This is a genomic window from Salipiger sp. IMCC34102 (assembly GCF_004145405.1).
Lineage (GTDB): Bacteria > Pseudomonadota > Alphaproteobacteria > Rhodobacterales > Rhodobacteraceae > Loktanella.
The window spans coordinates 23,680-38,420 of the sequence record NZ_SELQ01000010.1 but is presented as its reverse complement, the minus strand read 5'-3'; the positions used below and the strand labels follow the sequence as shown (position 1 = coordinate 38,420).

Annotated in this window: 12 protein-coding genes and 1 pseudogene; 11 read left to right on the top strand and 2 right to left on the bottom strand. The window is 64.8% G+C overall.

Annotated elements, in window-relative coordinates:
• Positions 1-105 precede the first annotated feature (105 nt).
• From EU805_RS15690 to EU805_RS15645, 10 genes and pseudogenes are all read left to right on the top strand, one after another.
• Entirely contained in the window at positions 106-1,230 is a 1,125-nt protein-coding gene (locus EU805_RS15690; protein WP_129764925.1) for a polysaccharide biosynthesis/export family protein, read from the top strand.
• A 215-nt stretch (positions 1,231-1,445) separates the two neighbouring features.
• The gene (locus tag EU805_RS15685) at positions 1,446-2,858 is read left to right on the top strand and encodes a CAP domain-containing protein (RefSeq protein WP_165351987.1); all 1,413 of its coding nucleotides are present in this window, start codon (positions 1,446-1,448) and stop codon (positions 2,856-2,858) included.
• 30 nt (positions 2,859-2,888) lie between these two features.
• Entirely contained in the window at positions 2,889-3,725 is an 837-nt protein-coding gene (locus EU805_RS15680) for an NAD(P)-dependent oxidoreductase (RefSeq protein ID WP_129764924.1), read from the top strand.
• The gene (locus EU805_RS15675; RefSeq protein WP_129764923.1) at positions 3,722-4,336 is read left to right on the top strand and encodes a sugar transferase; all 615 of its coding nucleotides are present in this window, start codon (positions 3,722-3,724) and stop codon (positions 4,334-4,336) included. The genes EU805_RS15680 and EU805_RS15675 overlap by 4 nt, the downstream gene beginning before the upstream one ends.
• A 198-nt stretch (positions 4,337-4,534) precedes the next feature.
• Positions 4,535-4,699, top strand: a pseudogene (locus tag EU805_RS15670) (transposase); the annotation flags it as partial.
• Positions 4,700-4,794: 95 nt separating this feature from the next.
• A complete protein-coding gene (locus EU805_RS15665; protein ID WP_129764959.1) occupies positions 4,795-5,997 on the top strand; it encodes an IS256 family transposase in 1,203 nt (400 codons plus the stop codon).
• 555 nt (positions 5,998-6,552) lie between these two features.
• Complete coding sequence (locus EU805_RS15660) at positions 6,553-8,448, top strand: nucleoside-diphosphate sugar epimerase/dehydratase (RefSeq protein ID WP_129764958.1); 1,896 nt, start codon at positions 6,553-6,555, stop codon at positions 8,446-8,448.
• Between the two features lie 378 nt (positions 8,449-8,826).
• Positions 8,827-9,546 (top strand): capsular polysaccharide synthesis protein, encoded by a 720-nt coding sequence (locus EU805_RS15655; RefSeq protein ID WP_165351986.1) that lies wholly within the window; start codon positions 8,827-8,829, stop codon positions 9,544-9,546.
• 229 nt (positions 9,547-9,775) lie between these two features.
• Positions 9,776-10,597, top strand: a complete 822-nt coding sequence (locus EU805_RS15650) for an ABC transporter permease (RefSeq protein ID WP_129764921.1) — start codon at positions 9,776-9,778, stop codon at positions 10,595-10,597.
• A 142-nt stretch (positions 10,598-10,739) separates the two neighbouring features.
• Positions 10,740-11,906: a nucleotide sugar dehydrogenase gene (locus EU805_RS15645; RefSeq protein ID WP_129764920.1), complete on the top strand. Its 1,167-nt coding sequence runs from the start codon at positions 10,740-10,742 to the stop codon at positions 11,904-11,906.
• A 57-nt stretch (positions 11,907-11,963) separates the two neighbouring features.
• Here EU805_RS15645 and tagD read toward each other — a convergent pair whose 3' ends face one another.
• A complete protein-coding gene (tagD, locus tag EU805_RS15640) occupies positions 11,964-12,359 on the bottom strand; it encodes a glycerol-3-phosphate cytidylyltransferase (protein WP_129764919.1) in 396 nt (131 codons plus the stop codon).
• A gap of 238 nt (positions 12,360-12,597) precedes the next feature.
• On the opposite strand from tagD, the gene EU805_RS15635 reads away from it, so the two are divergent.
• A complete protein-coding gene (locus tag EU805_RS15635) occupies positions 12,598-13,389 on the top strand; it encodes a sulfotransferase family 2 domain-containing protein (RefSeq protein ID WP_129764918.1) in 792 nt (263 codons plus the stop codon).
• A gap of 65 nt (positions 13,390-13,454) precedes the next feature.
• Here the strand turns inward: EU805_RS15635 and EU805_RS15630 are convergent, their stop codons facing one another.
• On the bottom strand, positions 13,455-14,735 hold the full coding sequence (locus EU805_RS15630) for a hypothetical protein (protein WP_129764917.1): 1,281 nt from the start codon (positions 14,733-14,735) through the stop codon (positions 13,455-13,457).
• Positions 14,736-14,741 lie beyond the last annotated feature (6 nt).

Here is a 14,741-nt window from a genome sequence, read left to right as displayed (position 1 = left end):
GATTGACCCGGAGGTTTGGCCTTGTATCTTGCGCCTCGACCGCTGGGGGCTGGATCGGCACCACCCAAGCCTGTCGGCGGGGACATTTCGGGGGATCCCATCGCGATGAAAGCCATACTGCGTCTTGTGGTTCTGGGGCTCGGCTGCCTGGCGCTCGCGGCCTGCAACCTGCCGCGCGGCGCCGGGTTCCAGTCCGAGGTCCTGGCCGCGCGCGAGGTGGCCATCGACGCCAACGGCGAGCCGGTCTACGACTTTTCCGTCTACAGCGTGACGCGCGACAGCCTGCCCTTGATCGCGAACTGGCCGGGCGGCACCCCGCGGCTGCCCTGGATCGGCAACCAGGCCCAGCCGCAAAGCCTGCTGATCACCCCCGGCGACACGCTGGCGATCACCATCTGGGACGCCGAGGAGAACTCGCTTCTGACCTCGCCCGGTCAGCGGGTGGCGCAGCTCGACGCGGTGCAGGTGGGCTCCGACGGGCGGATCTTCATTCCCTTCGTGGGCAACATGCGGGTGAGCGGCATGGCCCCCGAGACCGCGCGCACCCGGATCCAGGAGATGCTGGTGCCCACGGTGCCATCGGCCCAGGTGCAGCTGAGCGTGGACCCCGGTCGCGGCAATACCGCCAACCTGGTCTCGGGCGTGCGGGCCCCGGGCGTCTATCCGCTGCCCGATCGCAACGTGACGCTGCTGACGCTGCTGGCCCTGGGCGGCGGCGTGCCGGACGACATGGCCAACCCGCAGGTGCGCCTGTTCCGGGGCAGCAGCTCCTACGGGATCGGGCTGGAGCGCCTCTACGAGACGCCGACGCTGGATACCGTGGTGCAGGGCGGCGACCGGGTGCTGGTCGAAAGCGAGGAGCGCTACTTCCTCTCGCTGGGCGCCGCGACCCAGCAGGCAATGCATCTCTTTCCCAAGGCGGAGGTCACGGCACTGGACGCGCTGGCGATCATGGGCGGGGTCGAGGCCTCTCGCGCCAACCCGCAAGGGGTATTGATCCTGCGCGAATACGACCCCTCTGAGGTCGTGCCGGGCGCGCTGCCCACCGCCGAAGGGCCGCCGCAGGAGCGGGTCGTCTTCACCATCGACCTGACCACCGCCGACGGTCTGTTCAGCGCGGGCAAGTTCCACATTCGCGAAGGCGATCTGGTCTATGCCACCGAAAGCCCGCTGGGGGCGGCCAACAACGTGCTGCGGCTGGCGGCCTCGACCCTGGCCCTGGGGCCGTAGGGGGCAGACCGCGGCCTTCGGGCGCGGGCGGAGGGGGCCTGGATCCCGGTCAGATTGTCGCCCATGGCGCAACGGACTGTCCTGCACGGACGGGCGATTGTCAGATTTGCGCCAGATCGCCGCCGCTGACGGGGCGGCTTTGGGCGCTCGGATAAGGCAAGGCGATCCCGGACTGCTGCGGTCCGTGGGTCCCGACCTGACCCGAAGGCTGCCCCATGGCACTGACTGCCGCCGAACAATACCTGCTGGAACTGATCAACCGCGCCCGCCTCGATCCCCTGGCCGAGGCGCGCCGCCACGCGCTGGACCTGAACGCGGGCCTGGCCCCCGGCACCATCGCGCCCGACACGCTGCAGGTGCTGGCCCCCGATACCCGGCTGGAGGAGGCCGCCCTGGGCCACAGCCAATGGATGCTGGATACGAACGCTTTCGGCCACGACGGGGTGGACGGCTCCGACGGCCAGGATCGGATCCAGGCCGCGGGCTACGAGTTCACCGGCCTCTGGAGCTGGCGCGAGAACCTGTCCTGGCGCGGGTCGAGCACCGGCACGCTGGACATGGACGCCGCGATCGACGTGCACCACGAAGGGCTGTTCCGCAGCCCCTCGCACCGGGCGAACACCTTTACCGCCCAGCTGCGCGAGGTCGGCATCGCCCAGGTGTCGGGCCGCTTCACCGAAGACGGCACCGACTATCACACCTCGATGGTGACGCAGAACTTCGCCGCCTCGGGGCCGGAGGTCTTCGTCACCGGGGTGGCCTTCGCGGATGCGGATGGCGACCTGTTCTACGATATCGGCGAGGGGATCGCGGGCCTGGGCATCGAGGCCGCGGGCGCGCGCACCCTGACCGCCGCCGCGGGGGGCTACGGCCTGGCGGTGACGCCCGAAAAGGAGACGGAGGTTTCGGTCTTTGTCGACGATGCGACGCTGGCGGAGCTCGTGATCGACACGCGGCCCGGCAACGTGAAGCTCGACGTGGTGGAGCAGGCCGATGGCGGTCACGCGCTGTTGCTGTCGGGGTCGGCGCAGCTCGGCACCCATGCCTTCGACGCGGTGCACCTGCTGGGGCAGGACGACCTGGCGCTTGGCGGCGGGTCCGGGCGCGACACGCTCTTCGGCAACGGGGGCGACAACCTGCTGTCGGGGGGGGAGGGCTCCGACCGGCTGTCGGGCGGCGCGGGCGATGACACGCTGTGGGGGGAGGCGGGCCGCGACCGGCTGGCGGGCGAGGCGGGGGACGATGTCCTCTACGGCGGTGCGGGCGAGGATATCCTCTACGGCGGTGACGGCGACGACAGGCTCTACGGGGGGGACGGTGACGATCTGCTGATCGGCGGCGCCGGGGCGGACACGCTCTGGGGCGGCGCGGGCGACGACGTGCTGATGGGCGGTGCCGGGGCGGACACCTTCGTCTACACCGAAGGTCGCGACCGGATCGTCGACTACGAGGCCGGGCGCGACGAGATCGTGCTGGATGCGTCCCTGGTGGGCAGCGTCGCGGAGGCGCTGAAGCTGGCGGAAGTCCGCGACGAAAACACGGTGCTCGACTTCGGAAATGGCGACAGGCTGATTGTCGAGAGCCTGACGGACGTCACGGTGCTGGCGGAGGATATCTCTTTTCTGTAGGTCTGCGGACGGCCCGGAGGAGGGGTCCGCATGGCAGATCGCGCGTCTATCCTGATCCTTGGCAGCACCGGCAAGCTGGGCCGCGCGTTGGCGCGCGCCTGGCCCCGGGGCCGGCCCGCGCTCTGGCAGCACCGGCCGGGGCGCGCGGCCCCCGCAGCCCCCGCGCTCGAATGGGACATCGCCAAGGTATCAGCTCCATTGGGCGCCGCCGACCGGGACCGGATCGCCGGCATCGTGATGCTGGCGGGCCCCACCGGGGATGCGTCCGATCTGGAAATGCAGACGGTGGAACTGGCGCGGGCCGCGGCGGATCTGGGGGCGGCGCTGTCCTGCCGGGTGCTGCTGGCGTCCAGCCAGGCGGTCTACGGGCCAGGTCGCGATCCCTTGTCCGAGGACAGCCCCTGCGCCCCCGCCAATGCCTACGGCCGCGCCAAGCTGGCGATGGAGCAGGCGATGGCGGGCGAGGATCACGTCACCTGCCTGCGAATCGGCAACGTCGCGGGCTGCGACGCGCTGGCGGCGGGGATCGCCGGGGCCACGCCGGACGATCCGGTGACGCTGGACCGGTTCGCGGACGGGCAGGGGCCGCGGCGCGCGATGATCGGGGCCGCGGACCTGGCCGCGCTCCTGCCGGTCCTGCTGGAGGCGCCGGAGCTGCCGCGCGTGCTGAACGTGGCGCGCGCGGGATCGGTGGGCATGGCGGAGGTGCTGGCGGCGCTGGACGTGCCTTTCGCCTGGCGGCCCGCGCCGCGCGCGGCACTGCCCGACCTGCAGTTGGACGTGTCCCGCCTGGGCGCGCTCTGGACGGTTCCGCAAGGCGACGCCGCTGCGATGGCGCGGCAAGGCTGGCCGGAGGGGACGGCATGACGGCCTCCAAGCGAGCGCTGGACCTGGTGTTGGCGGTGGCCCTGGGGCTGCTGCTTCTGCCGCTGCTGGGGATCCTGCTGGCGGTGATGTGGATCACCGAAGGCCGGCCGCTCTTTTACGTCAGCGAGCGGATGTGCCGCCCCGACCGCGCCTTCGGCCTGATCAAGCTGCGCACCATGCCGGTGGGCGCGGACCGCGTGGGCGGTGTCACGGGCGGCGACAAGCAGCGGCAGATGAGCCGGTTGCACCGCCTGCTGCGCCGCTCTCGCGCCGACGAGATCCCGCAGCTGTGGAACGTGATCCGCGGCGACATGAGCCTCGTCGGTCCGCGCCCGCCCCTGCGCCGCTACGTTGAGGCCTACCCGGAGATCTACGGCGCCGTGCTGGCCTGCCGTCCCGGGATCACGGGACTGGCTAGCCTAATTTATCACGGCCACGAGGAACGCCTGCTGGCCGTTTGCGACACCGCAGAGCAGACCGAGGCCACCTATCGCCGCTGCTGCATCCCCGCCAAGGCGCGACTGGATTTGATATATGCCCGTAACCGGACCCTGTGCTGGGATCTGGCGCTGATCTGGCGGACGGCGCGAAAACCGTTCCAGCGGGGCTAGACGAAGGAAATCGCCGTAATCAGCGCCTCGGTGTCGGTTAGATACTCGAACCGCAGGCTGTTGCCCCCACCGCCGTCGAGGTTGCCCAACCCTCCCTTGAGCTTATCCGGTGAACTGGCCCCTTTTTGACCGGACACTTAGGCATGACCATGGAGGCTTAGGGATATACCTAAGCACGTGCTTATGTCTGACTAAGAGATCATCACCGATGGCGGTCGCCGGCGCCGCTGGACTTCATCTGAGAAGCTACGGATCGTCGAGGAGACGCTGGAAGATAACGCCAGCATCTCGATCGTGGCACGCCGAAATGGCGTAGCACCGAACCTGCTGTATCGTTGGCGGCGTCTGATGCTGAAGGGAGGGGTGACGTCCCCGGGCGTGGTGTAGCTTGCGGTGGCCATCGGGTTTCTCGGTAGGGTCGGGTTGTGACCACCAACCTGAACCGAGAATTGAACCCGATGACCAAACAGATGATGGACCTGCGCGCACTCGTGGAAAAGAGCGCCGATGCCGACCTGCTCCGCGAGATGATCGGCTTTGCAGCCGAACGTCTGATGGACCTTGAGGTCGGCGCCAAGACGGGCGCCGACTATGGCGAGAAGAGCGTCGAGCGTTTGGCGCAACGTAATGGCTACCGCGATCGGGACTGGCAGACCCGCGCAGGCAGCGTCGAGCTTCGCATCCCCCGGCTGCGCACGGGCTCCTACTTCCCGTCCTTCCTCGAGCCTCGGCGGGCCGCAGAGAAGGCGCTGACAGCCGTGATACAAGAAGCCTACGTCCACGGTGTCTCGACACGGTCCATGGATGATCTGGTGTTGGCCATGGGCGGCACAGGCATCTCCAAGAGCCAAGTCAGCCGGCTCTGCGAAGAAATCGACGAGCGGGTCGATGCGTTTTTGACCCGGCCGATCGAAGGGGAGTGGCCCTACCTGTGGATCGACGCGACATATCTCAAAGTGCGCCAAGGTGGCCGCATCGTCAGTGTCGCCGTCACCATCGCGGTCGGGGTGAACACGGACGGTCGCCGAGAGGTCCTGGGCATGGCAATTGGCGCTTCTGAAGCCGAACCGTTCTGGACCGAGTTCCTTCGCGACCTTGTCCGTCGCGGCTTGAACGGCGTGAAGCTTGTCATCTCGGACGCACATGAAGGCATCAAGGCCGCAACGGCGCGTGTGTTGTCCACGACCTGGCAGCGCTGCCGCGTTCACTTCCAGCGCAATGCCCTGGCTCACGCTGGCAAGAACAGCCGACGGGTCGTCTCAGCATTCATCGCTACGGCCTTTGCTCAACCGGACCACGCGGCGGCCAAAGTGCAGTGGCGCCTGGTCGCCGACCAGATGCGGCCCAAGCTGCCGAAGCTCGCAACGCTTATGGCTGGAGCCGAGGAAGACGTCCTGGCCTACATGAGCTTTCCGCAACAACACCGGACCAAGCTGCACTCGACAAACCCCATCGAGCGCCTGAACGGCGAGATCAAGCGGCGCACCGATGTCGTCGGAATCTTTCCCAACGAGGCCTCGATACGCCGTCTCGTCGGCGCAATCCTGATGGAACAGACCGAAGAATGGACTGTGCAGCGTGGTCGATACATGACGCTGGAAACGCTCGCCCCTCTCTGCGATGATCTCACCGTCAGCCTGCCTGCAGCACAGTGCAACTGACCAGCTCGGCCCGCCCAGAAGTGCGAGGCCTATCGTGAGCTACACCACGACACGGGACACCATCAAGGGAGGGGCCGTGGCCGTGGCCGTGTCGGGAGACGATGACGTCACAAGCAATCGCGCCGTCCGACAGGTAGAGCCCGCCGTCGTAAAGCCTGGTCGCGTAAAGGATGTCGTTCACCAGTTCCAGATCGGTGATCCGAGACAACTACCTCAGCTTGGACTGGGTCGTTACGGCAATACGCTCTCTGCAGTGGGATCCTCTGCCTGGTCCTTGGGGGGCGCAGAGGGATGTGGCTGGCCTTTACCGCCAAAAGGCGGTGCAAAGCGGGCGGGATTAAATTTAGTAATATCTGTCAGTGATTTATCTAATGGTTTTAGGGAAACCCCGTTGAACTGAATTCGTATCTCTATCAAATGCGACCGATCCGGCCGCTGCCGTCCAAAGGTCACAGGGACCGGGCAAACGCCGGGTGGGGCTTGATAGCCGCCCCCGGCGAGGCCTAAGACCGATGCAGCCTTGCGGGACAGGCCCGCGACCGGAACCACGACATGATGTACAGATGGGTCAGTCTCTTGCCACGGCGCGCGAAGCGCGGTGTGCTGCTGTGCGTGGACGTGGCCCTTGTGCCCGTGGCGATGGCGTTGGCGCTGATCTTGCAAGGCAACGCCGTGGGCGAGATCGAAACGGTGGCCGACCACTGGCTGGTGCTGCCGGTACTGATGGCGATCGGTGGCCTGCTGTCCAGCGTGCTGGGCCTACCGTCCGTGCAGCTAAAGGCTTACGAGAGCCACGCGATCGCGCTGACGGCGGGGCACGCGGTGCTGATGGGCGTCTCGGCGGCGGTGATCTATGACGTGGCGGGGTTCGCAGCCCCCTTGGCAAGCTTCATCAACTTTGCGCTGGTCTACTTCCTGATCTCGGTGGCGGCGCGGATCGCGATGCTGAACCTGCTGATGCGGATCTACCGGCGTGGGCATAATGTCAGCCGTGTGCTGATCTACGGCGCAGGCCGCACGGGTCGCCAGCTGGTCGCCGCCCTGCGCGGGGATGAAACCGTTCTGCCGGTGGCCTTCATCGACGACAATCCCAATTCCCAAGGGATGATCGTGCAGGGCCTGCAGGTCTATCCACCGATGGCGATCCCCAAGCTGATCGCGGATCACCGCATCGATCGGGCACTACTGGCGATGCCGTCCGCGCCGCGCGCGCGTGTGGCCCAGCTGTCACGCCGGCTGGAGGATATGGGGCTGGAAGTGCAGACCGTCCCTTCTTTCGCCCAGCTGACCGGTCGCGAGGCGCCTCTGCTGGAGCAGTTGCAGCCCGTGGTGCCGGGGCGCTTTCTGCGCCGTGCGGCGCTCGACGAGGATCTGCCGCGCGCGGGTGCGACCTACGCGAGCCGGGTGGTGATGATCACCGGGGCAGGCGGGTCCATCGGGTCGGAACTGTGCCGCCAGGTCCTGAGCCGCAAGCCTGCGGTGCTGGTGCTGTTCGAGGTAAGCGAACTGGCGCTCTACACCATCGACATGGAATTGCGCGCGCTCTTGCGCGACACCCGCGTGCAGATCGTGCCGGTGCTGGGGTCGGTCACCGACGAGGCAGCGGTGTTGCGCACTATGACCGCCCACGGGGTGCAGGTCGTGTTGCACGCGGCGGCCTACAAGCATGTGCCGTTGGTCGAATCGAACCCGCTGGTGGGCATGTCCAACAACGTGCTGGGCACGCAGGCCCTAGCGCATGCGGCGCAGATGGCAGGGGTCGACCGGTTCATCCTGATCTCGTCCGACAAGGCGGTGCGGCCCACCAACATTATGGGGGCCTCCAAGAGGCTGGCCGAGATGGTGCTGCAGGACATGGCCTCCCGCGCGAAACCCGGCGGGACGATCTTCACCATGGTGCGCTTCGGCAACGTGATGGGGTCGTCGGGATCGGTGATTCCGCTGTTCCAGGACCAGATTCAGAAGGGCGGGCCGGTCACGCTGACGCATCAGGACGTGACCCGCTTCTTCATGACGATCCCCGAGGCCGCCGCATTGGTGCTGGTGGCGGGCGGGTTCGCGCAAGGCGGCGACGTCTTCGTGCTGGACATGGGGCGCGCGGTGCGGATCCACGACTTGGCGGTGCAGATGATCGAAAGTGCGGGCTACACCGTGCAGGATGCCGCCAACCCCGAAGGCGACATCGAGATCCGGGTCACCGGCCTGCGCCCCGGAGAGAAGATTCACGAGGAACTGCTGATCGGCGAAGGCCAGCTGACCACGCCGCACCCCAAGATCCTGCAGGCCCGCGAGGCGCACCCTTCCGAGATCGAGGTCGCGGCCGCCCTCAAGGCGCTGCGAAAGGCTCTCGAAACCGACGACGAGACCGCCCTGCGCCAGCTGGTCGCTCGCTGGGTCGAAGGTGGCGATCAGGTGCTGCGACCGGTGGCAGCGAAAATACCCGAAGTCTAAAAGGGGATCCGCTTTGCGGACCCTCATCGGACCTGCGCCTGAGTTTCTGGTTTGTCGAGCCGTATGACAAAAGCCGATTTCCTGGCTTGGCCATCAAGATCCGGATTGGGATTGGAGACAGGGAAACATACGAATTACACGGGAATCATGATAAACTTCCTCACGGCGAGAGTGGCTCGGCATTGGTATCGGCGTGCTAAGCTCGCCGGGGCCAAAGGTGACAAGAAACTTCAACATGAGTACCGGTGCAGGGCCGTCAGGCTCGATCCCAAGTTGAATGAAACGCATCTACATGTCGCACAGAATTGGCCAGGGCGGTTCTCAAGCCGTATGGCTGCAACGAGTTGGGTGATATCTCGGTCCGACGAAATCCAGGCCATGCGCGCGCGTCTTTCCGATCCAATCGGTGGGCCGAGGAAGGTTTACTCCTTCTGGAATTCCGGAGCTGCGCATGCACCCGAGATCGTTCGCAGGTGCTTCGAAGCCTCCCGCGCCCAGCACGGCGCAGACCTCACGCTCCTCGATGACCACAATCTGGCGGATTTCTGGGATGTGCCGACAGGCTTACCGCCCCAGCTCGTGGCAAACAAGGCATGGTATTCCGATGTCCTGCGCGTCGGGCTCTTGTACAGATACGGCGGTGTCTGGCTGGACGCCACATGCTACCCCGTCACCAACCTGCTGGATACCTTTCCCGACGACCGATGCGTCTACTTCGCCAGACCCAAGGCCAAGGCGCTGATATCCAACTGGGCGCTGTCCGCGCCGGCAGGCAACGTGATCATGAGTACGATGTACGCGGCGTTGCTGGTCTACTGGGCGGAAGAAGAGCGTCCCAATCTGGGCTATTTCATGTTCCACAGCATATTCGAAGCTCTTGCTTTCGCCTTCGAAGACTTCGGTCGTGAGGCGCAGAAAGCAGTCGTATTGAAAAGGTCTCTGCCGCATTTCCTACAGCGTTCATTTCACAAGAAGCTGAGCCCGGAGAAGATCAGCAGTCTGCTCGACAAGGCTCCGGTCCACAAGTTCACGCATAAACATCAGATCCCGAAGCCCGATACGGTTCTGGACAAGGTGCTGAGCGGTTCTTTGAGCTAGGCGTTCGACCGACGGTTCCGTGGAGGCTCGTTTTCGGATATGCGCAAACCGCCTTCCGGATTTTCGCAACTTCGTTTTGGGGAAAGGGGTGAACCTATCCGGCGCCTTCATCGGGCGAATATCTCCCTGTCGGTTCGGCATCGGCTGCGATCGATCCGTAACGGACCCTCGCATCGTGCCGCCGGTGCTGCCCCTTGCGCCCTTGCCACAATCGTCGGACAAGGATCCCATGAGCTACGTCACCCTGCCAAATGACCGCGAAAGCGTCAGTCTGAAGCCGCCGCGCTTTCAGACGCTACGTACCATTGTGGCGCTGATCCTGCGCGAGATGTCGTCGACCTACGGCAACAATCCCGGCGGCTACGTCTGGGCGATCCTGCAGCCGCTGGGTACGCTGGTCGTGCTGTCGTTCGGCTTTGCCCTGCTGCTGCGCTCGCCGGCGCTGGGGACGAACTTCATGATGTTCTACGCGACCGGCATGCTGCCATTCCAGTTCTACGGTGAAATGGCACAGAAGAGTGCGCAATCACTGAGCTATTCACGTGCCTTGCTAGCCTATCCTCGGATGACCTGGATCGATGCCGTTCTGAGCCGCGCGATCCTTGCCATTCTGACGCAGGTGGCTGTCCTGTGCATCGTGCTGACAGCGATAATCTGGTTCTACGACCTGCATCCAACGATCGACGTGGTGCCGATGCTGCACGCGATCTCGATCGCGGCGCTTCTAGGGATTGGCGCAGGGCTGAACAATGCGGTGCTGTTCGGTCTCTTTCCGGTCTGGAAGACGATCTGGGGGATCATCACCCGACCATTGCTACTGGCTTCGGCGGTTCTGTATATTGTCGAGGACCTCCCCCCAGGGGCACGGGAACTCATGACGTGGAACCCGCTGGCACATGTCACCGGTTTGGGGCGTGAGGCCTTCTACGCGACTTACAATCCGACCTATATTTCCCTGCCATACGGCTACGGATTAGGGCTTATTCTGGTCTTGTCGGGCCTGATCTTCATGCGGGCTAACCATATCGCGGCGATCGAGGACGATAACTGAGACAAGGCTTGCGCGGCCCGATCGTGACTGCGCGATACGGGACAGGTCCGCGGCACCGGGAACGATGACCTCTGCAAGGCCCGCGATAGACATTCCGGAACCTCGCGGCTAGCTAGGCCATTGGTTCACGCAAGGGCAAGACATGAAGATTGCAGTCATCGGTCTGGGCTATGTGGGTCTGTCGAACGCGGTTCTTCTGGCGCAGCACAATGATGTCGCGGCGGTGGATCTGGCGCAGAACCGTGTGGATGCGGTGAACGTGGGGCGCAGCCCGATCGAGGATCCGGAACTGTCGGAGTATCTGGCCGACCGTGACCTGAACCTGCGGGCCACGACGGACCTGTCCGAGGCAATTTCGGACGCAGCCTATGCCATCGTGGCGACGCCCACGGACTACGACCCGCGCGAGAACTTCTTCGACACCAGCTCGGTCGACGGCGTGGTGCGGCAGGTTCTGGCAGCCAACCCCGACATCCACATCGTGGTGAAATCGACGATCCCCGTGGGCTACGTGTCCCAGGCCCGCGCCGCCTTGGGCACCGACCGGATTCTGTTCAGCCCCGAGTTCCTGCGCGAGGGCCGCGCGCTGCACGACAACCTGCATCCCAGCCGGATCGTGGTGGGCGACAGCACCCCCGCCGCGCGCCGCTTCGCCGACCTTCTGGTCGAAGGCGCCCTGTCGCGGGACGTGCCGGTCCTGTTCACCGGCCCGGACGAGGCCGAGGCGATCAAGCTTTTCGCCAATACCTACCTCGCGATGCGGGTGGCCTATTTCAACGAACTCGACAGCTACGCGATGGCCGGCGGCATGGACAGCCGCCAGATCATCGAGGGCGTCTGCCTGGATCCGCGGATCGGGCAGCATTACAACAACCCGTCCTTCGGCTACGGCGGCTATTGCCTGCCCAAGGACACCAAGCAGCTGTTGGCGAACTATGCCGCAGTGCCGCAGAACATGATGCAGGCGATCGTGGACGCCAACCGCACGCGCAAGGACTTCCTGGCCGAGCGGATCGTGGAGCGCGCCCCGCGCGTCGTGGGCATCCACCGGCTGGTGATGAAGGCGGGGTCCGACAACTTCCGCCAGTCCTCGGTCCAGGGGATCATGAAGCGGATCAAGGCCAAGGGGATCGAGGTGATCGTCTACGAGCCCGAGCTTGCAGAAGACACGTTCTTCGGCTCGCAGGTCGTGCGGGACCTGGCCGACTTCAAGGCGCGGGCGGACCTGATCGTGGCCAACCGCCGGGTCGACGAGCTGGCGGACGTGGCGGACAAGGTGTTCACCCGCGATCTGTCCGGGGCTGATTGAGGGAAGCCGGGCAGGCCCCTGTCGGCAGTGTCCCCGGAAATGTCTTCCCGCGCGGCGTCAGGATTTCGAGGTATCCAAGCCGCCGCGGATCATGGTGCTGGAAATGCTGTCGGTCCGCGGCAGGTAAGTGACCTCGCACAGGTCGGATATGAAGTCGAATTCGCCTTCCCAGTCGCTTCCCATCGTGAAGACGTCGACATGATAGAGCGTCACGTCGGCGCGTTTCTGATCCCAGTCGTTCTCCGGGATCACCAGGTCGACGTAACGCAGCGCTTCAAGGTGGGCCTTGCGCTCTTCCCAGGAATGGAAGGCCTGCTTGTTCTTGATGCTGTTGAAGGCGTCCGTGGACAGCCCGACGATCAGGTAGTCGCCCAATGCCCGTGCCCGTTGCAACAGCCTGATATGACCGTAATGCAGCGTGTCGAACGTGCCGTAGGTCAGCACTCTTTTCATGCAGATCGCCCTCGAATTCTGTCCGATGGGACACGGTGCCGTGCCACCCGATCCCGGACCGCCCGACTGAGGGCATCTGTTACAGGCTTTGGCCTGGCGTCACAATCGATCTGTCGGAAGAGGTACGGCCCGGGTTTGGCGTAGACCGGGCAGGTGGCATCGTCTATCGACAGGGTCGTGTCATCGGGACGGTGTACGCCAAAGCATCAAGCATCATGGATTTCACAAAGGATTTTTCATGTCGGGAAACGCGACGGAAAAGGTCGGCAAGACGAAAGCCAGGCCAGGCAGCAGACTTGCCGGGACCGAGGAGTTTCTCGAGACTGACATCCATTTCCTGCACATTGGGAAATGCGCCGGCACGCAAATCCGCAACGTATCCAGACAGCTCAAGGAACAAAGCGCGGATCGCAGGATCGTAAAGCACGGTCATGCGATCTTTCTTAGGGATCTGCCGCCGCAGGCGGATTATTTCTTCAGTATCCGTGACCCCATTTCGCGCTTCAGGAGCGGGTTCTATTCGCGTAAGCGCAAGGGAGCGCCGCGTCTTTACAACAAATGGTCGAAGTACGAAAAACCCGTTTTCGCGGAATTCCCCCACGCGAATGATCTTGCTGAAAGCCTGTTCGCCGAAGGGCCTCTGGGCCCCCGCGCCTGGGCTGCTATAAAATCGATGGGGCATACAGGGCAGAACCAGTCAGACTGGTTCTGCCCCTGCGGCACGTTCCTCGATATCCGCCCGCCGCTATGGATCATCCGGCAGGAACGGTTCGACGAAGACTTGCAGACGTTTCTTCAGGTGACAGGGCTTGCTGCGCATGGCGCATCCCTGACGGTCAGTCGCGACAGTCTGCAAGCCCATGCGAACGATTACAGCGACGTTCCTCCGCTGTCGGATCTGGCGAAGGCGAACCTGCGCAAGTGGTACGTGCAGGACTTCGAGTTCTATCGCATGTGCGATGCCTGGCTGGACGAGATGAAGGACAAGCCGGCAGGGACTGTGAGCGCGATGCGGTTCGAGGCAAGCTGACGGTTCTGACGAAGATGGTCTGTCCGGACGGGCGCGACCGGGTTCTCGCCGTGACTTTGCGGGGCTTACCCCGCACCGTCCCGGCTGGCCTGTTCTGCGAATAGATCCGGTGCGATGGTCCAGCCGTCCTCCCCGGACCGGGTGATGAACCCTGCGTCCTTCATCTGGTCGAGCAGGCGGTCGAACTGGGCCGCGGGTCGGTCCGTCATCATGCCAAGCCGCCAGATCGCGAGCGCGGCCGACAGTGGGCTGTCGAACAGCACCATGTTGGGCGTGTCGATGGCGACCTGGAACTGCTTTTGCGGGGTCTGCCAGTCGCCGTAGTTCTCGGTCAGGTGCAGGGCGGGATCGTCGGGCTCCAGCACCTGCGTTCCGGCCAGGGTCCGCTCTTGCAGGCCGAAGTCCGCATTGGTCCAGCGGAACTGCGAGGACCCGTGCCAGGCCTGTCCGGCCTCGCGGTAATGCACGAAGATGTCGGTCACGATGCCGGTGGGGTGGCGCAGCTTGTAGATGATGGGCAGCCGCTCCAGCCGCAGCGCGCCCGATGGCGTTCTGGTCAGCACTGTCTGGTCGGCGGTGACAATGCACCGGAAGGGCGGGCTGTCGTGCAACAGGGCCGTGAGCCGATCCAGGTCGATCTCGTCGGCGAAGAGGCCTAGGTCGACGTCGTAGTCGTGATCGAGGATCTGTCCTTCGCGCACTGCGCCCAACAGGGTGCCGGACAGGATGAAAGGCGCGAAGCCGTTGTCGCGTAACAGGGCCACGGTCTCGCGCAGCGCGTCTTCGGCAGCGGTGCGGCTGAACTCTTCGCGCGCGGTGGATGCGTTCCGGGGTTTGCGCGTGTCGCCTTTCGCGGGGCCGGTCGGGGATCCGCGATGCGCGAGCCTGTGTTGCAGGGCGGCCTCGGCATCGGCGTGGAACACCGACAGGGCTGCAGCATACTCGTCGGAGCCGAAGGCCTCCAGCAGGTCGATGGCCGACAGCAGGGCCATTTCCCCCGAAAAGACCCCGCGCGGCTGTTGCGCTTTGCGCCGGTTCAGGAAGCGCCGCATGGCGACGAGTTCCCGGCGATCCAGACCGTCGCAGAAAAGATAGAGCGGATCGGCCGAGAGATCGAGGCCGGGCCACCCCCGCCGCAAGTACCAGGACAACCGCCGGAACCCTGTGTCGAAACGATCCTGAACCATGCAGCGGACCTGTTCGCGCGCCAGACGCGACTCGAACGTGATGGCAAGGGTGGCGGCCGCCGCCGCAAGTGCAAACCCGTATCGCTCCAGCGGCCCATGGCGATCGGTCATGTGCTTGTTGGTAAAGATCCCGCGCAGGATCTTCTGTGGATGTATCATGATGGG

What these genes read in the sequence shown, in the direction of transcription:
- EU805_RS15690 (WP_129764925.1), top strand. Translation starts at nt 106, where the DNA reads ATGAAAGCCATACTGCGTCTTGTGGTTCTGGGGCTCGGCTGCCTGGCG.
- EU805_RS15685 (WP_165351987.1), top strand. Translation starts at nt 1,446, where the DNA reads ATGGCACTGACTGCCGCCGAACAATACCTGCTGGAACTGATCAACCGC.
- EU805_RS15680 (WP_129764924.1), top strand. Translation starts at nt 2,889, where the DNA reads ATGGCAGATCGCGCGTCTATCCTGATCCTTGGCAGCACCGGCAAGCTG.
- EU805_RS15675 (WP_129764923.1), top strand. Translation starts at nt 3,722, where the DNA reads ATGACGGCCTCCAAGCGAGCGCTGGACCTGGTGTTGGCGGTGGCCCTG.
- EU805_RS15665 (WP_129764959.1), top strand. Translation starts at nt 4,795, where the DNA reads ATGACCAAACAGATGATGGACCTGCGCGCACTCGTGGAAAAGAGCGCC.
- EU805_RS15660 (WP_129764958.1), top strand. Translation starts at nt 6,553, where the DNA reads ATGTACAGATGGGTCAGTCTCTTGCCACGGCGCGCGAAGCGCGGTGTG.
- EU805_RS15655 (WP_165351986.1), top strand. Translation starts at nt 8,827, where the DNA reads ATGCGCGCGCGTCTTTCCGATCCAATCGGTGGGCCGAGGAAGGTTTAC.
- EU805_RS15650 (WP_129764921.1), top strand. Translation starts at nt 9,776, where the DNA reads ATGAGCTACGTCACCCTGCCAAATGACCGCGAAAGCGTCAGTCTGAAG.
- EU805_RS15645 (WP_129764920.1), top strand. Translation starts at nt 10,740, where the DNA reads ATGAAGATTGCAGTCATCGGTCTGGGCTATGTGGGTCTGTCGAACGCG.
- tagD (WP_129764919.1), bottom strand. Translation starts at nt 12,359, where the DNA reads ATGAAAAGAGTGCTGACCTACGGCACGTTCGACACGCTGCATTACGGT.
- EU805_RS15635 (WP_129764918.1), top strand. Translation starts at nt 12,598, where the DNA reads ATGTCGGGAAACGCGACGGAAAAGGTCGGCAAGACGAAAGCCAGGCCA.
- EU805_RS15630 (WP_129764917.1), bottom strand. Translation starts at nt 14,735, where the DNA reads ATGATACATCCACAGAAGATCCTGCGCGGGATCTTTACCAACAAGCAC.